This window comes from Deinococcus aerophilus, from assembly GCF_014647075.1.
GTDB lineage: Bacteria > Deinococcota > Deinococci > Deinococcales > Deinococcaceae > Deinococcus > Deinococcus aerophilus.
This window is the reverse complement of the sequence record NZ_BMOM01000007.1, coordinates 20184-39597: the sequence shown is the minus strand read 5'-3', so window position 1 is coordinate 39597 and position 19414 is coordinate 20184. Positions and strand designations below refer to the sequence as shown.

The 19414-nt window shown below is 71.1% G+C and carries 17 protein-coding genes; 8 read left to right on the top strand and 9 right to left on the bottom strand.

The window, feature by feature from the left end; all coding sequences use genetic code 11:
- Positions 1 to 10: 10 nt before the first annotated feature.
- Entirely contained in the window at positions 11 to 757 is a 747-nt protein-coding gene (locus tag IEY21_RS06320; RefSeq protein ID WP_188902502.1) for a 3-keto-5-aminohexanoate cleavage protein, read from the bottom strand.
- 47 nt (positions 758 to 804) lie between these two features.
- On the opposite strand from IEY21_RS06320, the gene IEY21_RS06315 reads away from it, so the two are divergent.
- Entirely contained in the window at positions 805 to 1659 is an 855-nt protein-coding gene (locus IEY21_RS06315; protein WP_188902500.1) for a DUF1028 domain-containing protein, read from the top strand.
- A gap of 80 nt (positions 1660 to 1739) precedes the next feature.
- Positions 1740 to 2207 carry an Rrf2 family transcriptional regulator gene (locus IEY21_RS06310; protein ID WP_188902498.1) on the top strand — a complete coding sequence of 156 codons (468 nt, stop codon included), beginning with the start codon at positions 1740 to 1742 and terminating at the stop codon, positions 2205 to 2207.
- 90 nt (positions 2208 to 2297) lie between these two features.
- Here IEY21_RS06310 and IEY21_RS06305 read toward each other — a convergent pair whose 3' ends face one another.
- Complete coding sequence (locus tag IEY21_RS06305; RefSeq protein ID WP_188902496.1) at positions 2298 to 2963, bottom strand: hypothetical protein; 666 nt, start codon at positions 2961 to 2963, stop codon at positions 2298 to 2300.
- 144 nt (positions 2964 to 3107) lie between these two features.
- On the opposite strand from IEY21_RS06305, the gene IEY21_RS06300 reads away from it, so the two are divergent.
- Entirely contained in the window at positions 3108 to 4286 is a 1179-nt protein-coding gene (locus tag IEY21_RS06300) for an N-acetylmuramoyl-L-alanine amidase family protein (protein WP_308424822.1), read from the top strand.
- A 19-nt stretch (positions 4287 to 4305) separates the two neighbouring features.
- Here IEY21_RS06300 and IEY21_RS06295 read toward each other — a convergent pair whose 3' ends face one another.
- Positions 4306 to 5529: a hypothetical protein gene (locus IEY21_RS06295; RefSeq protein ID WP_188902494.1), complete on the bottom strand. Its 1224-nt coding sequence runs from the start codon at positions 5527 to 5529 to the stop codon at positions 4306 to 4308.
- Between the two features lie 211 nt (positions 5530 to 5740).
- Here IEY21_RS06295 and proB point away from each other — a divergent pair, with 211 nt between their 5' ends.
- The 3 genes from proB to IEY21_RS06280 are packed head-to-tail and all read left to right on the top strand — an operon-like array spanning position 5741 to position 8585.
- The gene (proB, locus tag IEY21_RS06290) at positions 5741 to 6832 is read left to right on the top strand and encodes a glutamate 5-kinase (protein ID WP_188902492.1); all 1092 of its coding nucleotides are present in this window, start codon (positions 5741 to 5743) and stop codon (positions 6830 to 6832) included.
- Positions 6833 to 6892: 60 nt separating this feature from the next.
- Positions 6893 to 7645 (top strand): glucodextranase DOMON-like domain-containing protein, encoded by a 753-nt coding sequence (locus tag IEY21_RS06285; protein ID WP_229752930.1) that lies wholly within the window; start codon positions 6893 to 6895, stop codon positions 7643 to 7645.
- A 25-nt stretch (positions 7646 to 7670) separates the two neighbouring features.
- Entirely contained in the window at positions 7671 to 8585 is a 915-nt protein-coding gene (locus IEY21_RS06280; RefSeq protein ID WP_188902490.1) for a DMT family transporter, read from the top strand.
- Positions 8586 to 8597: 12 nt separating this feature from the next.
- Here the strand turns inward: IEY21_RS06280 and IEY21_RS06275 are convergent, their stop codons facing one another.
- From IEY21_RS06275 to IEY21_RS06250, 6 genes are all read right to left on the bottom strand, one after another.
- On the bottom strand, positions 8598 to 10001 hold the full coding sequence (locus tag IEY21_RS06275; RefSeq protein WP_229752929.1) for a hypothetical protein: 1404 nt from the start codon (positions 9999 to 10001) through the stop codon (positions 8598 to 8600).
- A 4-nt stretch (positions 10002 to 10005) separates the two neighbouring features.
- Positions 10006 to 10701 (bottom strand): VWA domain-containing protein, encoded by a 696-nt coding sequence (locus tag IEY21_RS06270; RefSeq protein WP_188902488.1) that lies wholly within the window; start codon positions 10699 to 10701, stop codon positions 10006 to 10008.
- Between the two features lie 68 nt (positions 10702 to 10769).
- Positions 10770 to 12908: a transglycosylase domain-containing protein gene (locus tag IEY21_RS06265; protein WP_229752928.1), complete on the bottom strand. Its 2139-nt coding sequence runs from the start codon at positions 12906 to 12908 to the stop codon at positions 10770 to 10772.
- Positions 12895 to 13176 carry a hypothetical protein gene (locus tag IEY21_RS06260; RefSeq protein ID WP_188902486.1) on the bottom strand — a complete coding sequence of 94 codons (282 nt, stop codon included), beginning with the start codon at positions 13174 to 13176 and terminating at the stop codon, positions 12895 to 12897. The genes IEY21_RS06265 and IEY21_RS06260 overlap by 14 nt, the downstream gene beginning before the upstream one ends.
- Before the next feature lie 174 nt (positions 13177 to 13350).
- The gene (locus IEY21_RS06255; protein ID WP_188902484.1) at positions 13351 to 14832 is read right to left on the bottom strand and encodes a glycoside hydrolase family 13 protein; all 1482 of its coding nucleotides are present in this window, start codon (positions 14830 to 14832) and stop codon (positions 13351 to 13353) included.
- A 40-nt stretch (positions 14833 to 14872) separates the two neighbouring features.
- Entirely contained in the window at positions 14873 to 16198 is a 1326-nt protein-coding gene (locus IEY21_RS06250) for an HD domain-containing protein (RefSeq protein ID WP_188902695.1), read from the bottom strand.
- Positions 16199 to 16386: 188 nt separating this feature from the next.
- Between IEY21_RS06250 and IEY21_RS06245 the strand changes: the two genes are divergently transcribed.
- Both IEY21_RS06245 and IEY21_RS06240 read left to right on the top strand, forming a co-directional pair.
- Entirely contained in the window at positions 16387 to 18060 is a 1674-nt protein-coding gene (locus IEY21_RS06245) for an acyl-CoA carboxylase subunit beta (RefSeq protein ID WP_188902482.1), read from the top strand.
- A 63-nt stretch (positions 18061 to 18123) separates the two neighbouring features.
- A complete protein-coding gene (locus tag IEY21_RS06240) occupies positions 18124 to 19335 on the top strand; it encodes an acyl-CoA dehydrogenase family protein (protein WP_188902480.1) in 1212 nt (403 codons plus the stop codon).
- Positions 19336 to 19414: the final 79 nt, after the last annotated feature.

The following is a 19414-nucleotide window of genomic DNA, read 5'->3' as shown; positions in this document are numbered from 1 at the left end:
CGTGCGGAGGCTAACACCTGCCGGGGCTGGGATGCAGGGGGCCCAGGCCCAGGATCTCGCGGGCCACCCGGACCAGCTCGGCATTGTCGGAAGCGGGCAGGTCCCCCGGCAGCGTCAGGGTGTCTTCCAGTCCGGTCCGGGTACCCAGACCCCGGCGCCCCGCCTCGCGCAGCACGGGCCACGCGCTCTGGCCCAGGCCGTGCAGAACGGTGGGTTTGTCCAGGTCTGCCGCGTTCAGCAGGGCGAGCATCCCGAGCAGTTCGGCCCGGTACGCCCGCACCGGCTGGTCCGGCAGTTCCAGCAGCACGCGCAGCACCTCACGGCGCCGGGGCCATTCCAGGAAGGTCCGCACCGCGTCGGCCGTCCACAGCCCCGCCTCCACCCCGATGCCCCGGTCCAGCAGCAGCGCGGCCAGTTCTGGCGAGTGCGGCTCATGCCAGTTCACCGACACGAAATCGGGCGTCACCGTCCAGGCCCGGATGGCGGTGGCCCGCGCCCCGGCGTCCCGCAGAATCCAGAAGCCGCTGGATACCCCCAGCGCAACGCCGGGACACGCCTCCCGCACCGCCGTCAGGGCCTGCGCCACGTCGTCGGGCTGCAGGCTTTCTTTGCCGTCCGCAGCGCGGGGATGCAGGTGCAGCGCGTCGGCCCCCGCCGCCACCGCCGCGCGGGCGGCCTGGGCGAGTTGTGCCGGCGTGACCGGCACCCCCGGATGGTCGGCGGGCGTGCGGGGACCGTTCAGGGCGGCTTTCAGCATGCGCTTACTGTAGGGCGTTCCCGGCACGCAACCCCTATCCTCCAGGCATGACCTTTTCCATCGTGGGGAGCGACCCGGTCACGGGTGACGTGGGTGTGGCGGTCGCCAGCAAGTTTCTGGCGGTGGGGGCGCTGGTGCCCTTCGTACGGGCCGGCGTGGGCGCGGTGGCCACCCAGAGTTACGTGAATCCCAACTTCGGCCCCGATGGGCTGCGGCTGCTGGAAGGCGGTCTCTCGCCGCAGGAGGTCGCCGCCCGATTTCAGGCCGAGGACCCGGGCATCGCCCAGCGTCAGTTCGGCGTGGTGGGGGCCGGTGGCCACAGCGTGACCTTCACCGGGCCCGCCTGTCACGGCTGGGCGGGCGGCGTCAGCGCCCCCGACGTGGCGATTCAGGGCAACATCCTGACCGGTCCCGGCGTGGTAGAGGCCATGCACGTGGCCTGGAACGACGCGGCGGGGCAGCCGTTGCCGCGCCGCCTGCTCTTTGCCCTGCGTGCCGGGGACAGTGCGGGCGGAGACAAACGGGGACGCCAGTCGGCGGCGCTGCTGTGTGCCGGGCCGGGGCGCGGCTACGGCGGCCTCACCGGCGACTGGGTCAACCTGCGTGCCGATGACCATGCCGATCCCTGCGCCGAGCTGGGACGCCTGCTGGACACCTTCGATCTGCTGTTTGGCCGCCCGGCCGAGACCCGGGAACTGACCCCCGCCGAGCTGGACTGGCTGCGCGGCGTGCTGGTGCGTCAGGGCCATGCGTCTGCCCTGCCCGGCGGCCCGTGGGACGCCGGCACCGAGGCTGCCGTGTGGGCGCTGTACGGCACCGAGAACCTGGAGGAGCGCTACGTGCCGGGCGGCCAGTTCGATCCGGTGGCGTTCGCCTACCTGCGCGAGCGTTTCGGCGCCTGAGGGGAGCGAACCGGCCCAGGGGGGTGTCCTGACCGGTGCCCCGCCCGCGCCGCAGGACCAAACTGCTCTAGACTCCCGCCATGCGCCTTTCGGCCACCGATGTATATGCCTTTCAGGCCCTGGGCTTCCTGGGCACGCAGGATGCCGGGCGCTGGGTGTCCAGCGAAGAGATCAGCGAGGCCACCGGCGTCCACCGGCCCTACCTGGTCCGTATTCTCGCGGCGCTCGGCAACAAGGGCGTCGTCAAGAGCAAAAAGGGCATCGGCGGCGGCTACGCCCTGGCCCGCAAGCCCGCGCTGATCAGCCTGTGCGAGGTGGTGCGTGCCATAGACGGTCCGGTCGCGCCTCTGTCGTGCATCAGCCTGAACTGGCACGAGGCCTGCGAGGAAGAGGAGCGCTGCCATGTCCGCGCCACCGTCTACACCCGCATGCGCGACGCCATGCTGGGGGTGTTGCAGGAATTCAGTGTGGCCGATCTGGTCACTGATGCCCGCCAGGGGGTCAGCTACGGACACTGTCTGGGGCACCTGCTCAAGCCGAACGCCTGAACGGCGAGTACCAGCAACGGAAACAGGGGCGGCGGGACGAGACTAGTGTTTGGGTCCCGTCCCGCTGCCCCTCTCTATGCCCTCTGCCTGCTACTTCAGGTAGGGGTTGAAGCGGCCCAGCGTCGTCGCGTCCGGCTGGGCCGACGACCGCACCACGCGGTTGCCGCCGAACACCATCAGCAGGCGGCCAGCCGCGTTCGCCGAGGCGTTCAGGGTGCCCTGCCGGACGGTGTACGGCCCGGTCAGCACCGCCTGCATGGTGCTGAGGTCAAAGGCCAGGGTACTGCCGCTCAGCCGGGGGGTGTCGGCCTTCACGCCGCCGCTGGCCGTGACGAAGGCGGTCTTGACGTTCAGGATCAGGCGCGGGGCGCTGAGGTTCCTCAGGCGGGCGTCGGTGTAGCTGACGCCGCCGGTGGCCGTGACGGTGCCCGTCTTCAGGTCATAGACCACCTGCGGGGCACGCAGGGTGCCGCCCTGCTGCGTGGTCAGGGTGGCGTCCTGGGCGGTCAGGGTCTGGCCCGGCAGCAGCTGCAGGCGGCTGGCCGTGAGTTTCAGGCCCCCCTGGCGGTCGGTGACGGTGCCGCCCTGGGGCAGCTCGGTGGCGCCGGTCTCGAGGTTCAGGTTCTGCGGGCCTCGCGGAGCGACATTCAGGCCGCCGAAGGTGACCGCCTGCGCGCCCACAAACAGCGTGATGGCGGCCAGCGCGGTGCCCAGCCGCAGGGAAAAGGGCCGACGGGAGGGGGAGAGGAACTTCATCCCCCCAACCTATCCCGGCGCGGCTGAGCGGCGTGAGGGAAGCCGTCAGGTGCGCTTCAGGTCCCGGGGCCGGGCGGGCACACGGCCTCCGCTTCTCATGGCCTCCCATCCGGCCGGACCGTCTGGAGCGTTACACTCCGCGCAGTGAACGTCCTGCTCTGTCTGTGGGGGCGTCCGGCTGCTGGCTCAGGACGCTGCCTTCTTCTCATTCGTCGCGCTGCCCTGCTGGGGGTCCTGGGCCTCTGGGGCCTTGCCGGGGCCGCGCCGCGCGTGGGCACCCACGACGGCTTCACGCGGCTGGTGTTTGATCTGCCCGGCGCGGCCACGCCGTCCTCCAAGGTCACCGCCAGCGCCCAGAGCGTCAGCGTCAAACTCAGCGTGGGACAGAAGAGTGTGGCCCTGAAAACCGAGCAGGGCCGCCTGAACGCGGCCGGGGTCACCGGATACGCGGTCAAGGGGGGCACGGTCACGGTCTCGCTCGCCCGCGCTCAGGGCAGCCCCAAGGTCAGCGTGCTGCCCCGCAGCGCGGGTCAGGTGGCGCGGCTGGTCATTGACGTGCCCACCAGCGCCGCGCAGACCCCGGTCGCTGCCGCGGCCCCCCGGCCCGCCTCGGTCATCCGGCCGGCGAGCACCGCCCTGAGCCGCCCCCGGGTGGTGCTGGACGCGGGGCACGGCGGCGTTGATCCGGGCATGCAGAGCGCGTGGGTGCGTGAGAAGGAAGTGACCCTGGACGTGGCGCTGCGGACCCGCGCCGAACTGGTCAAGCACGGCGTGGATGTGGTGATGGTCCGCACCACAGACCGCGACCTGAGCCCCGACAAGGTGACCGACCTCGACGCCCGCTCGCGGCTGGCGACCACCGGTACCGTCAGCGCGTATGTCAGCATTCACGTCAACGCGGGCGGTTCGGCGGCGCAGGGCATCGAGACGTATTACTTCGGGCAACCGCTGGCGGGCAGCAACACCAGCCGCGCGGTCCGCGAGAACGGCGGCGGCAGCGTGGGTGAGGAACTGACCCGCCGCGCCGCCGGCAGCGCCCAGAATCTGCTGGGAGACATCCTGGCGCAGGCCAAGCTGTCGTTCTCGCGCCAGCTGGCCCAGAAGGTGCAGTCTCGGCTGGTGCAGTACACCGGGGCCGTCGACCGGGGCGTGCAGACCGACGCCTTTTACGTGATCCGCAATCCCACCACCCCCGCCATCCTCGCCGAGGTGGGTTTTGGCAGCAGCCCCACCGAGGGGCCCCGGCTGGCGACGCCCGCGTACCGCGAGAAGCTCGCGCAGGGGCTGGCGCGGGCCATCCTGGATTTCCTGAACACGAAGTGACCGGCCGGGCGGTGGGCACTTAGGGTCCCAGCCGCCGCAACTGCACGCGGTAGACACCCCCCACATCCTCGCGCCACGCCAGCGTGGCCGTGCCCGCCGGATCCACCGCCAGCGCGGGGGAACGGGCGTCGCGCCGGGGGTCGCGGTTGACGACCCCGGCGTCCTGCCATGCCCCCCCGGTCCAGCGGGCCAGCCGGACCTGTCCTGTGCCCGCGCGTTCCTCCACCCAGGCAAGCAGTGGCCGCCCCGCGCCGTCCAGGGCCAGTGCCGGAGCCGAGGCGAACCCGGTGCTGAGTGCGCCGCCCAGTGTCGTCCAGCGCTCACCGGTCCAGCGCGACGCATACAGCGTGTCCTGGCCGCCCCGGTCTTCCAGCCACGCCACGACGGGCCGCTCCCGCGCATCCAGCACGAGCCGGGTGGAGGCGACGTAAGCGTCCGGGTGGCGGTTGAGGGAACCGCCCAGCGCCTGCCAGCCCGTACCGGTCCAGCGTTTGACGAACACGTTGCTCGCGAGGACCTCGCCCTGCAGCCACGCCACCGTGGGCTGTCCCGCCGCACTCAGGGTCAGCGCGGGCGTGCGCGAGAACACGGTGAGGTCGTTGAAGGCCGGACTGCGGGTCCAGGTGCGGGCCGCCGCGTCCCAGCGGCGCACGGTCAGGCGGCTGCCGTAGGGATTGCGCAGCGACTCGCCCCACGCGATCACCGGCTCGCCGCCCTGCGCCGCCACCGAGCGTGTTCGCGCAGCGTACGGCAGGTCGTCGCCCAGGTAGCGGGTGCGCCAGTCGGTCCACGCGCCGTTCTGAAAGGCCCGGAACACCACGATGTCGTTGTCGCCGAAGTTCTCGTTCCACACCACGACCGGCGTGCCCGCCCGGTCCAGCGCGAGGTCCAGGGTAGAGGCCGGGCGCGGAACGTCGTAATTCAGAACGCCGCCCAGCGCCTGCCACATGCCCCCTGCCAGGCGCCATACCGTGACCTTGCGCGATTCATAGAAGCCCTTGCCGCTGTCGGCCTGGCCAGCGTCGGCGAGCAGCGCGAGGACCAGTGCGCCGTTCGGCGCGGCGGCCAGCCGCAGCTCTCGCAGCGCCCGCCCCGGGTCGGGCACCGGCGGCGCGGGCAGCGGGCGCAGGCTCAGGGGCGCGGACGGCAGAACCGCCGGTTCCCCTGAACCGCCCGCCAGGGCCCCACCGCACAGCGCGGCGCAGTACAGCAGAATCCATCCGGAGGTGCGGTATCCGAGCATGCAGGCTCCTTGAAGCGGGGCACGGGAAATGCAGGGCTGGAACGGGCAAAGGGGGCAACGTCAGGAGTCGGGAGACGGGCAGGAGGGGGGAGAGGGGCAGGAGGGGGGGACGTGTCTCTATTGTGCGGCGCGTCGGCTGTGGAACTCAACGGTGCGGGGCTGTCGAGGCTGGCCCCGACCCGCGCGGTCACGGCGCACTATCCTGCGCCCCATGCGGGTGGTCTTGAAACTGGGCACAAGCGTTCTCACGGCGGGCGGCGACCGCCTCAGTCGGCCGCGCATGGTGGACCTGATGCGCTCGCTGGTGGCGGTGCGCGCCGCCGGGCACACGGTCGTGCTCGTCAGCAGCGGCGCGGTGCTCGCCGGCTGGGAAGCGCTGGGCTTTCCGCCGCGTGACCGCACGCTGGCCGAAAAACAGCTGCTCGCGGCGGTGGGACAGGGCCGCCTGATGCACACCTACGCCGTGCTCGCCGAGCTGTACGGCGTGACGGTCGCGCAGGTGCTGCTCACCGCCGACGATTTCCGCGACCGCACGCGCTACCTGAATGCCCGCACCACCCTGGACGCCTGCCTGAGCCGGGACGTGCTGCCGGTGATCAACGAGAACGACGCGGTGGCACTGGAGCAGATCAAGGTGGGAGACAACGACACGCTGTCGGCCTTCGTGGCGAACCTCGTGGACGCCGATCTGCTCGTGATTCTCACCGACGCGCCGGGCCTGTACACCGCCGATCCGCGCGTGGACCCCCACGCCACGCTGATTCCGGTGGTCGAGCGTGTAACGCCCGAGATCTGGGCGCTGGCCGGGGGCGCGGGATCTCACCGGGGCACCGGGGGCATGCACACCAAGATTCAGGCCGCCGAGATCGCCACCCGCGCCGGCACCCCGGTGGTGATTGCGCCGGGCGACGCTCCCGACGCCCTGGCGCGCATTGTGGGAGGCGAGGCGCTGGGCACCCGTTTCCAGGCGGCGGGGTCGCGTCTGGAAGCCCGCAAGCGCTGGATTCTGGCCGAGACCGCCCCCGGCCGGGTCCACCTGGACGACGGCGCGGCGCGGGCGGTCCGCGAGCGGGGGGGCAGCCTGCTGCCTGCCGGCATCCGGACGGTGGAGGGCGAATTCCGGCGCGGCCAGACGATTCGCCTGCTCGCCCCGGACGGTGCGGAGGTGGGCCGCGGGCTGGCGCGCTACGCCTCGGGCGACCTGGGGCGCATTGCCGGGCACCACTCGCGGGAGATCGAAGCGCTGCTGGGCTACACCTACGGTCCCGAGGCGGTCCACCGCGACGATCTGGTGCGGTTGTAGCCGGGAGCCGGGCGGGCCACAGTTCGCCCCGGCCCACCGCGTGAACCTATACTGGCGCGCGTGCCGCTCCTGCCGCTCCTGACCGCCGCCCTGCTCATCATTCCCGATCCGGCGGGCGACGCGCGTGGGGACGGCGGGTACGTGCTGCCGCGCCGTCCGGCCCTCAGCGCCGACGCCCTGGACCTGCGGTCCTTCCGCGCCGAGGTGAGCGGCAAGACCATGCGCTTCACGGTGGATTTCGGGCAGATCGGCAATCCGTGGAACGCGCCGTCGGGATTCTCGGCCGGCGTCACCGACATCTTCATCAAGACCGGGCCCGGCGGGCAGCAGGTGCTCGCCGACACCGGCCTGCGGACCCGCAACGGCGTGGGCTGGCAGTACCATCTGCGGGTCACGGGCTTTGGCAGCACCCTGGAACGCGTGCAGCCGGACCAGACGGCCCAGAGCCTGCCGGCGCCGACCGTGCGGGTGGAGGGCACCAGTCTGGTCATCGACACCGACGTGCCCGCCGGAAATTACGGCTACTGGGTCACGAGCAGCGTCTACACGCCCCTGTCGGCCGCTGGAGTGCTGCGGCCCTCCACCGACACCGTACCCACGGCCCTGCAGGCCGGGCGGGCAGGAGCGCCCACCCCGGTTGACGTGCTGGCCCCGGCGGGGGACGTGCGGGCCTTCAGTGACGACACCCTGGCCCCGGTAGGCGAGACGCGCGAGTGGCCGGTGATCGTCCTCGCGGTGCTGGGCGGCCTGGGTCTGCTGCTGACCGTGGGGGCCACCGTGGTGGTGTGGCGCCGGTTGGGGCCGCGCACATGAGGGGTAGGCGCGTGGGGGAAAGGCCATGACGCCCCAGACACTGCCCGCGCCCCGCGTGCAGGTGCCCGCCCCGCTGCTGATCCTGCTCGCCGCCGTGCTGTGGGGACTGCTGGGCATCTTCGGCAAGGGAGTGCAGGCGCTGGGCGTCTCGCCGCTGGAGGTGGCCTTCTGGCGGGCCGCGCTGGGCGGCGTGCTGTTCGCGTTGCACGCCGCCGTGACGCGCGCTCCGCTGCCGCGGGGCCGGGACCTGTGGGTCACGGTGGCCTTCGGACTGGCGGGGGTCAGCGTGTTCTACGGGGCGTATCAGCTGGCGGTGCGGGCGGGCGGGGCCAGCCTCGCGGCGGTGCTGCTGTACACCGCTCCCGCCTTCGTGGCCGTGATGGGCTGGGCGCTGCTGCGCGAGCGGCTGGGCGCGCGCGAGTTGCTCGCGGTCGGCGGTACGCTGGCAGGCATCACCCTGATCAGCCTGGGCGGGGGCCAGGGCGTGAGCGTCAGCGGACTGTCGCTGGCCTTCGGCCTGATCGCCGGATTCACCTACAGCCTGTATTACCTGTACGGCAAGGCGTTTTTCGGGCGCTACTCCCCGGCGGCGCTGTACGCGGTGGCGCTGCCTGTAGGAGCGCTGGGGTTGCTGCCCTTCGTGGACTTCGTGCCCAAGACGCCGCCCGCGTGGGGGTATCTGGGAGCAGTCGCGGTGTTCTCCACCTACTTCGCGTATCTGGCCTACAGCGCGGGACTGCGCCATCTGGCGGCCACCCGCGCCAGCGTGATCGCCAGCCTGGAGCCGGTGGTGGCGGCCGCGCTCGCCGCGCTGCTATTCAGCGAGCGGCCCTCTGCCGTGGCGCTGGTGGGGGCTGCGCTGGTCATCGGCGCGGCCCTGTCCCTGAGCCTGGAAAACCGTGCGCCGGGCCGGACCGGACCGGGGGCAGACGGGAAGTAGCGGGGCGCGGCCCTAGAACAGCCGCAGGCCCCGGCGCGTGTGCGGAAAGCGCGCCTGGGTGACCTGGGCAGAGAAATCTTCCAGGGTGTCCTGCACGGCCCGCGCCTCGCGAATCAGGCCCGCCGTGACGCTCTGCACCTGCGTCTCGCGTTCCTGCTCCCAGTGGTTCAGGACACGTTCATTGAGGCGGGCGTGGTCGGGGCTGGTCACGTCGCGCGGGGGCGCGAGGCGGTCGCGGGCGGTCTCTAGGTAGGCCACGAGGTCCGCGGCGCGCGCGACCTCAGTAAAGCGGCCACTGTCCCGGAGTTCGGCGACCTTGGCAAGCAGGCGCTCGCGCTCCAGCACGGCGCGGGCGCGCTCGCGGCCCTGGATCAGCGCCGCGCTCGCCGCCATGCCCACCAGCGCGAGCGTGAAGGTCAGCAGCGACCAGTGTTCCGGCGTGGCCGTGGCCTCGGGCGCGGCGCTCAGATCGGTGAGCTGGCCCTGCTGCGCGGCGTTGGCGGCGATCTGCTGGGTCACGCGCAGGATGCCGTCCCAGTTCAGGTACCCCTCCACCCCCAGGTACAGGGCCGTCACCCCCAGAATGCCCGCGATGTACGCGGCGGGCCGGGCCATGCCCGGGGTACGGGTCGCCAGCTTGGCGCGGTAGGCGAGTTCATCGACCAGCCACAGCAGCAGCACGCTGAACATGATGCCGGCGGTCAGGGCGATGACTGTGAGGTACAGGCGGCTTTCGGGGTTGAACAGCAGATTGATGCTGACCCCGCTGATGATCCCCACGAAGAACTTGCTGAACACCGCAAACCCGTTGAACACCCGCTTGCTGCCCGATCGCGTCTCGGGCGGACGGACCGGGTGGCCTGCCTGCGCCAGCTCGGCCAGCGCCCGCTCCTGGTAGAAGGCCTCGGCGCTGCCCAGCTCGGGGCGCGCGCCGCTGCGCAGCAGGGCCTCGAAGCGCTGCTGCCGCGCGGCCTCGATCTCCTCGCCCGCCCGCACGTACTCGCGCTCCACCCCGCCGCTCGCCTCGTTCATGAAGTTCAGGTGCTCCTGCTGCCGCGCCCAGGAGGTCCGCACGCCCACGCCGGTCTCGGCGAGCACGCGGGTCAGGGTGACGCGGGCCACCTCGTGGTTGACGCGGTACTGTTCGATGCTCAGCTGCAGCAGGCGCGCGCGTGAGGTCAGCACGCCCCGGGCCGCCTCGTCGTCAATCAGCGGCAGCTCGCGGCCCAGTCCGTCGAGCAGGTCCGAGAAGTGCTGCGGCGACAGCACCGGCATGAACTGCTCGGCGCGGATGGCCTCGGGGCGCGGCAGGGCGGGGGCGTAACTGCTGAGGTCGAATGCTCCGGGATCGGGAGCTTCGGCCGCAGGCTCCGGCGGCCTCAGATGCAGCCCGGGCAGGGTCTTGTCCTGGGTCATCCGGTTATTTCCGGGCCTTGTTCACGGTGGCCGCGAAGGTCGGGTAGACGTTGTTCAGGTCGTAGGCTCCCGCCGTCAGCACGCGCGCGTCCTCTCCCGCCTTGCCCAGCGTCTTCACGAAGCCGTCGCGGATGGAGTCGCCGTTTTTGTCCTTTTCCGGGCTGAGACCCGCCAGAAACACGCCGCGCAGGTCCTTGCTGCCCAGCAGCTTGCCAAAGATGCCGCCCAGTTTGGCGCGTGCCGGATCATCGGCGAGCGCGCCGTCGGTGAACAGCACCACCACGTCGCCCACGCCGGCGGTGCGCGCCGTCAGCGTGCTCGCCTTGCTCAGGGCCGCCGTAATGGCGCTGCCGCGCCCGCTGCACGGCTGGGTCAGGGCGTCGGTGTAGCGCAGGATGTCGGCCTTGCTCAGACGGGCACCGTTCTTGGACTGGAACCTGAAATCCGCCACCGTCTGCACGCCGCCGCACACCCGCAACAGGCTCAGGGTGTCGCCGGAGCGCAGCTGGTTGAGCATCACGCTCTGGGCGAGCAGCCGGGCCTGCGCGGCGTACTGGAAGGCCGGATTCTTGCTGCTGCCGGTCATGTCCACCGCCACCACAAGGTGCAGCGGCGGCGTGCTCAGGCCCAGCATGTTTGCCGCGCTCATGGGCACGGGGGTCAGCAGGGGCAGCAGGCTCAGAAAGGAAAGAGGGGGCATGAAGGGCTCCTTGGAGGAAAGGGGGAAAGGGTGGGGTTAATTTAGTAGGGACGCGGGGGCATACCGCCCTATCCCGGGGGTACCGGATTTTTCGGATTCAGGCCCGGTAGGGGCAGCGCCACGCCGCCGGTCCGCGTGACGCCGGGGGGCACGGCGACCTCCCGCAGGTCATGCGGCAAATCGCGCAGCAGCCCGATCTCGCGGCAGGCCGCCTGCTGGCGGTACAGGTCCACGGGCACGCTCTGGCGGCCGTCCGGGTCGCCGATCCAGACCGCCATGGCGTACTGGGGGGTCACGCCCGCACACCACGTGTCGTTGATGTCGTCGGTGGTGCCGGACTTGGCCCCCAGTGGCATGGCCTTGCCGCTCAGGCGCTGCAGGAAGCTGGGGCGCAGAAAGGGCACGTGTCCGGCGGCGTCATTGACCGCGCCGGTGAGGAGATCGAAGGTCTCGTAGGCCACCACCGGGTCCCACAGCGGCTGACACTCCGGGCGGGGCAGCGGCAACGGCTGACCGCCGAGGCCATACACCTCGGCCAGCAGGTGTGCCCTGCACAGCGTTCCGCCGTTCGCAAAGCTGGCGTAGGCGGCCGCCACCGTCAGCGGCGCGGCGCGGTAGGTGCCCAGCGCCGGGCTGGAACGGTTGGCGGGGTCTTCCCGGTACCCCACGCCCGCGAGCACCCGGCGCAGCGCCGCCTCGCGCGCGGTGCCCACCTGCACGGCCACGGTGTTGAGGCTGCGGGCATTGGCCTCGCGCACGGTGACGGCGCGGCCCAGAAAGGTGCCGGAATTGTTGCCGATGGCCCGGGAGCCGTAGCGGGTGGGCCCGTCGGTGAAGGTGCTGAGCTGGGTCAGGGACGCCGCGTCGCCGCTGCCAAAGGCGGTGGCGTACAGCAGCGGCTTGACCGTGCTCGCCACCGGGCGCTGCGCGGAGACGGCCCACTGCCGTCCGGGCTCGCTGCTCTCGCCACCGCCGGTGCTGCTCGCCAGCGCCACGATGCCGCCGCCGCGCACGTCCACGACCGCCGCACCCTCGGCGATGCCCGGCGGGCGCGTGCCGGTGGCGCCCTCGCCGCTCACGCGCCGCACCAGCGCGGCCTGGGCCCCGGCGTCAATGGTGAGCACCACCCGGCCCACCCGGCTGGGATTCAGTCCCGCAGCGCGCAGTTCGCGCCGGACGAGTTCCTGCATGGCCCACACCGGCTCGGGGGCGTTGCGGTAATCGGGGTTGCGCGCCGCGCTCACCACCCGCAGGTCGCTGCCGCTGCCTGCATACTCGGTGCGCCACAGCCGGGGCTGCAGCGGCACCGAGGCCGCCGCAAGGCGGTCGTTTTCCGAGATCAGCCCGTGCGAGCGCAGGATGTTCAGCGTGAGCAGCTGCTGGCTGCGCATCCAGCGAAAGCGTGCGGTGGCGGTCTCGGGCGGCGTGGCCTCCGAGACCAGATAGCGCCCCGGCGCGGGCAGCAGGCCTACCAGAAAGGCGCTCTGCGCCAGCGTGAGGTCCGCCGGGTCCACGCCGAACACCGCCCGCGCCGCGTCGTACACGCCCTTGCGCTGACCAATGCCGATCCACGGCAGGCTGTTGACGCTCATGGCCAGAACCTCGCGCCGTCCGTAGCGCCACGTCACCAGCGGAGCCAGCACGAACTCGGTGGCCTTGCGGGTCAGGACCAGGCCCATACCGCGCCGGTGGGTGTCATAGTCGAAGTGTCCGGCGAGCACGTTGTTCTTCAGCAGCTGCATGGTCAGGGTGCTGCCGCCCGCGCCGCTGAGCAGGGCGCGCGGCAGCCGCCCGAGGTCCACCCCGACATGCGAGAAGAAGCGCACGTCCTCCTTGGCGACATACGCGAGCAAGAACGCCTGCGACACCCCTGTCAGCGGCACGCTCAAGGACTCGCGGCACGGCACGGCGTTGGTGGTCTGGTCCTCGCGGCAGTGGTCGATCACGCCCAGCGGTGCGCCGCGGCGGTCCTGCACCTCGATGGGGCGCAGTTCCGAGCGCAGGTTCCAGACCCGCCCGAAGGCCCCGGTGCTCCACGCTCCCGCCACCCCCAGCCCGATCATGCCCAGGGTGAGGGCACCCACCGTCGCCAGCCCGGCGCGCAGCACGCGGCTCAGGGTCCAGCGCCCCCGCTTTCGCCGCACGAAGGGAGTGCGCGGCCAGGGGTTGCGCCAGAAGGTCATGGCCCGGCGCTCAGCGCGCCGCATCCACGACGCCCTCAGCCGCCGAGCGGAACTGCCAGTCGCGCGCCACACTGTTCCACAGTCCCGAGACGCCCACGAGCAGGATCAGCACGGTTCCCAGCGCGGCCAGCGCGCTGACTGCTCCGGCCCAGGTCACGCCGCCCCGGGGGCCAGACCGGCGAAGCCGTGGAGCAGGCCTCACCTTCTCACGCGTCACGGGCGCAGCGGCGGTCGGCAGCCCCACGGACGGCAGGCCCGAGGAATACGGACGGGGTTTGCGCACGAAACTCATCGGTAAAGGATAGGCGGGCAGCATGAGCGCCTCATCACACCAAAGGCGCAGCAAATGAGGGTTAAAGGTGTGCGGGCGGGAAGCCGCCCCCGACGGTCCGCCTGCGTCTGGCAGGCAGGGGCCGCTCAGGGGGGCTGCTCTGAAGCTGCGGAGCAGGTGGGGGCCTGCGGGCGCTTACTCCTGAATCAGCACCACGGCGCTGCGGGCCGGAAGCGGCAGGTCGGGTCCGGTGGCGAGCCCGTCTGCCGTCCAGGTATGGGTCTGGCCGCCGAGCACGTCGCGGTACGTGCCGGGCTGCACGCCGCCCACGGGCAGCCTGGCCGCGCTGCGGGCACCGTTGATCAGAACATAGGCGCGGCTGTCCCCGGTGTGGCGGGCGTACACCAGGGCCTCGCCCACCGCGTACAGCACCGTGAACTCCCCGCGCCGCAGCGCCGGAGAGCTGTGACGGGCAGCGATCAGGGTCCGGGTGAGGGTCAGGGTACCGTGATCCCACTCCCCCGCATCCCACGGAAAGGCGCGGCGGCAATCGGGGTCGGGACCGCCGGGCAGGCCGATCTCGTCGCCGTAGTAGATGCACGGCGCGCCCGGGTAGGTCATCTGGAAGACCGTGGCGAGGCGGTAGGCCGTGACGTCGCCCCCCACCGCCGTCAGAAAGCGGGCGGTGTCGTGCGAGTCAAGCAGGTTGAGCTGAGCCTGCACGATCTCCGGGTGGTACAGGTGAGCGACCTCGCTCATGCGGGCGGCAAAAGCCGGAGCGTCCACGGGGTCCACCCGGCCCGTGCCGCTGCGTTCGTTCATGGGATGGTCGAGCGTCCTGGCCCCAAAGAAGGCCAGACAGGGGCGGGTGAAGTGGTAGTTCATCACGGCGTCGAACTGATCACCGGCCAGCCAGCGGTGGGCGTCGCCCCAGATCTCGCCCACGATGTAGGCCTCTGGGTTGATGGCCTTGACCCGGCGCCGGAACTCCTGCCAGAACGAATCGTCGTCGATCTCGTTGGGCACGTCCAGCCGCCAGCCGTCAATGCCAAAACGCACCCAGTACTCGGCCACCTCCCACAGAAAGTCGCGCACGGCCGGGTGATCGGTGTTGAACTTGGGCAGCGCGCGGTTGCCCCACCACGCGGCATACCGGGCGGGCTGCGACTCGTCGTAGGGATTGAGCGGCCAGCCCTCGGGGTGAAACCACTCGCGGTAGGCGCTGGCCTCGCCCTGTTCCAGCAGGTCGTTGAACTGAAAAAAGCCCCGGCTGCAGTGGTTGAACACGCCGTCGAGCACCACGCGCATGCCGCGCCGGTGCGCCTCGTCGATCAGGGCGCGCAGCGCCTCGTTGCCGCCGAGCATGGGGTCCACCTGAAAGTAGTCGTGGGTGTGGTAGCGGTGGTTGGAGGCCGACTGGAACACCGGGCAGAAGTAGATGGCGTTCACGCCCAGGCCCTGGATGTGGTCCAGCCGCTCGATGACCCCCCACAGGTCGCCCCCCATGTAGCGGTTGTATTCCGGCTCGTCGCCCCAGCGCTGCAGGTTCAGCCCCGTGACCCGGCCGCTGCGGGCAAAGCGGTCGGGAAAGATCTGGTAGAACACCGCGTCCTTGACCCACTCGGGCGTGATGGGATGGGTGGCGGCGGTCCGGGCGTTCGGCAGCAGGGCGGTCATGGCGCGCGCAGCATAGCCCAGCCGGCCTGACAGGGTTCGTTCACGCCTCGCCGTCGGTGTTCTGGTCTGTTGTGGTCTGCGCCCACGTCTGCACGAAGGCCCGTGCGCCCGCCGCGTCCCGCACCTCGCCCAGGGCGGCCGCCTCGTTCACGGCGCGCAGGGCCGCTCCCACACGTGGGCCGGGAGGAAGGCCCAGCAGCGCCATCACCTCACGGCCGCTCAGCAGTGGGGGAGGGGGGGCGGGCTGCTCCTCCAGCGCTTCCAGCACGCGGTTCATGGCACGCGCGTAGGCGTGGCGGCTGGCGGCGTTGCTGCTCGGGCCGCGCGCCGCCTCGCGGTCGGCGAGCATCACGCTCAGCAGGTCGGGCAGCAGGTCCCGGCGGCGGTGAACAAAGCGCCGGGCCTCCCGGTCCCCGGCGGGCAGCGGGACCATATGGGCCTCGATGAGGCGCGACACATGCCTGACGTCATCTCCGGGCAGCTTCAGGCGGCCCAGGCGCTGGGCTGCCAGGGCGGCCCCCAGCTTGTCATGGCCGTAAAAATGGGTGCGGCCCGTCTCCGGGTCCACGGTGCGGGCGCGCGGTTTGCCCACGTCGTGCAGCAGGGTCGCCCAGCGCAGCGGCAGCGGGGCATCGGGCCGGCGGGCGAGCAGCTGATGCAGCGCCTCGACCCCGTGGTGAAACACGTCCAGGTGATGAAACCCGCCCTGCTCCAGCCCGATGCCCTCGCGCAGTTCCGGAACGCTCAGCGCGAGCAGATCCAGCGCTTCCAGGCGCAGCACGCCGTGCGCCGCGCCGGGATGCGTCAGCAGGGCGTGCAGTTCGTCGCGGACGCGCTCGGGCGCGGGTGGGCTCAGCGTGCCGTCCGCCAGGGCCGCCGCCACCCGGCGCACCTCGGCTTCCGTGTCGGCTTCCAGCCGGAAACCCAGCGTGGTTTCCAGCCGCGCCGCCCGCCACGCCCGCAGCGGGTCCGAACGCAGGTTGGCGGCCGAGACCATGCGCAGCCGCCGCGCCCGCAGGTCGGCCCGTCCGCCCGCCGGATCCAGCACCCGGCCCTCCCCGGTCACGGCCAGGGCATTCACCGTGAAGTCACGCCGCAACAGGTCGTCGGTCACGTCGGCCGGGCGCGGCACGAGGTCGTGCTGAACGCCGCCGGGCAGATGGACCCGCCAGTAGCCGCGCTCCTCGTCCAGCGCAAAGGCCGAGCCCCCCAGTACAGCTGCCATCGCCCGCGCCGCCGCCGCGGGGTCGGGCACCACCCAGTCGAAATCCTTGGGGGCCACCCCGCGCAGCCAGTCACGCACCGCGCCGCCGACCAGCAGGCCACCCGCCGGAAACGGCGGCAGGGGCGGGCGGCGGCGGAACATGCCGGTCATGCTAGGGCATCCTCGCGCGCTGCAGGAGTGCTGCAGGAGTAAAGGAAGACAGGCCCTGGGTGCGCGTCGGCGTTCTGCGCAGCTGGGTGCGGGGGCGGTGAACGTCCGGCACCGGGGCAGGAACTGTGCCTCCGCCTGCTCCCCTCCCTAACGGGCGTTTGTTAGACTGCTGGGCACAGATGACCGATACCGACACCAGCGCTCCGGCGCCCACTCCTTCTGTCCCCGACTCCTGGGCCCAGGCCCTGGCCCGTCTGGACGCCGACCAGCGCCGGGTTCGTGCAGGCGGCGGCGCCAAGGCCCAGCAGCGCCAGCACGACAAGAACCGTCTCACGGCCCGCGAGCGCATTCAGCGCCTCACCGACGACGGCACGCCGTTCGACGAACTCATGACCTTTGCCGGCTGGGAGATGTACCAGGACGTGGGCGGCTGTCCCAGTGGAGGCACGGTCACAGGCATCGGCACGGTGGCGGGCCGTCCGTGGATGATCATCGCCAACGACGCCACCGTGAAGGCGGGCGCGTTTTTCCCGATCACCGCCAAGAAGGTGATCCGCGCGCAGACCATCGCCTTTGAGAATCACCTGCCGGTGATCTACCTGGTGGACTCGGCCGGCGTGTACCTGCCCATGCAGGACGAGATCTTTCCCGATCAGGACGACTTCGGGCGGGTCTTTTACCTGAACGCCCGCATGAGCGCAGCGGGCATTCCGCAGATCGCGGCGATCATGGGCAACTGCGTGGCGGGCGGCGCGTACCTGCCGGTGATGTGCGACACGCTGATCATGACCGAGGGCTCGGGGCTGTACCTCGCGGGGCCGGCGCTGGTGCGCGCCGCCATCGGTCAGGTCGTGGACTCCGAGGAACTCGGCGGGGCCGACATGCACGCCGCGATTGCAGGAACCGTGGACTACAAGGAGCCGGACGACGACGCGGCCCTGAAGCGGGTGCGCGCCCTGGCCGATCTGTACGCGCAGGGCGACCCCGCGCCGTGGGCCCGGCGCCGCGCTGAGGTCCGCGCCGCGTCGGGGCGCGACCTGACCGGGGTGGTGGGGTTCGCGGGCGGCCAGACCTACGACGTGCGTGACCTGATCACGGCCATCACCGACGGCGGCGAATTCCACGAGTTCAAGCCCGAATACGGCGAGACCATCGTGTGCGGGTTCTCGCGGGTGGGCGGCTATCCGGTGGCCTTTGTCGCCAACCAGCGCACCGTCATCAAGAAGAAGCTCAAGTCCGGCGGCGAGCCGGGGCTGCGGACGCGCATTGAGGTCGGCGGCGTGATCTACGGTGACAGCGCGGACAAGGCCGCCCGCTTCATCCTGGACGCCAACCAGGCGGGCGTGCCGCTGGTGTTCCTGAGTGACGTCACCGGTTTCATGGTGGGCCGCGACTCCGAACAGGAGGGCATCATCCGCCGGGGGGCCAAGCTGGTGAATGCCGTGTCCAACTCCGTGGTTCCCAAGATCACCATCATCACGGGCGGATCGTTTGGGGCCGGCAACTACGCCATGAACGGCAAGGCCTACGGGCCGCGCTTCATCTTCGCGTGGCCCAGCGCCAAATACGCCGTGATGAGCGGCAACGCGGCGGCCAAAACGCTGCTGGACATCCAGCTCGCCGCCCTGAAACGTGCCGGGCACGAACCCGACGACGAGGAACTGCAGCGTCTGTACGACGAGGTCAAATCCAAGTACGACACCGAACTCGATCCCCGCTACGCCGCCGCGCGGCTGTGGGTGGATGAGATCATTCCCCCCAACGATACCCGCGACCGCCTGATCCGCGCCCTGGACGCCTGTGCCCAGAACCCCCAGCAGGAGGACCTGCGGGTAGGCGTGTTCCAGGTTTAGCCGCCAGCTTCACCGTTTTCTGCTCCATCTCCCTTCTTCTCTTCACTACCCGGAGGCACCACCATGACCAGCACCCTTGACCGCAGCGCCCAGACCCCCAGCCCCAACGTGCAGCCCATGAACGATGACCAGCGCACCATCGTGGGCGCCCTGAGGGCCTTCCTGAAGAACAAGGTCGAGCCGGGCGCCGCCGAGCGCGACCAGACGGGCGAGTTCCCGCTGCAGATCGTTCAGGAACTGGGCGAGATGGGCATCATGGGCGCGCAGACGCCCGAGGAATACGGCGGCTCCGCGCTGGATACGGCCACGTTCGCCATGATCATCGAGGAGATCGCGGCGGTGGACGGATCGCTGTGCCTGACCGTCGCGAGCCACAACTCGCTGTGCCAGGGCCACATTCTGATCGGCGGAACCGAGGCGCAGAAGGCCAAGTTCCTGCCCGACCTCGCCGCCGCGAAGAAGCTGGGCGCATGGGGCCTGACCGAACCGGGCAGCGGCAGCGACAGCGGCGGCCTGCAGACCCGGGCGGTGGAGCAGCCGGACGGCAGCTGGGTGCTCAACGGCTCCAAGAACTTCATCACCCAGGGCAGCGTGGGCGGCACCTACGTCATCCTGGCACGTACCGACGCCGCCCGCGAGGGCAAGGGCAAGAATGACGGCATCAGCGCCTTCGTCTTCAACCGCGACGAGGTTCAGGGATTTTCCATCGGGCGCAAGGAAGACAAGCTGGGCCTGCGCAGCAGCGACACCGCGCAGCTGATCTTCGAGGACATTCACCTGCCCGCCGAGGCGCTGCTCGGCGAGCGCGGCAACGCCTTCAAGGACGTCATGAAGGTACTGGATGGCGGGCGCGTGGGGATTGCCGCAATGGGCCTGGGCCTGGGCCGCGCCGCCTTTGAGTACGCCGCGAAGTACACCCTGGAGCGCGAGCAGTTCGGCAAGCCGATCGCCTACAACCAGGACATTTCCTTCCGCCTCGCGAACATGGACACCAAGCTGGAGGCCGCCCGCTTGCTGATCCGCAAGGCCGCCGACCTCAAGGACGCGGGTGAGAACTTCACCGTGCCGGTGGCCCGCGCCAAGCTGTTTGCCACCACCGTGGGCGTGGAGGCCTGTGACGAGGCCATTCAGATGCTCGGTGGGTATGGCTACATCAAGGAGTACCCGGTCGAACGGTTCTGGCGCGACAACCGCCTGACCCGCATCGGCGAGGGCACCGACGAGGTGCAGCGTCTGGTGATCAGCCGCGACGTGCTCAAGCGTTTCGCCGACTGAGCAGACCCGCGCGGAGTACCCGCAGGGGCAGGGCCGGTTCCGGAAGGGAGCGGCCCTGCCCCTGTGTTCCGCGTCCACG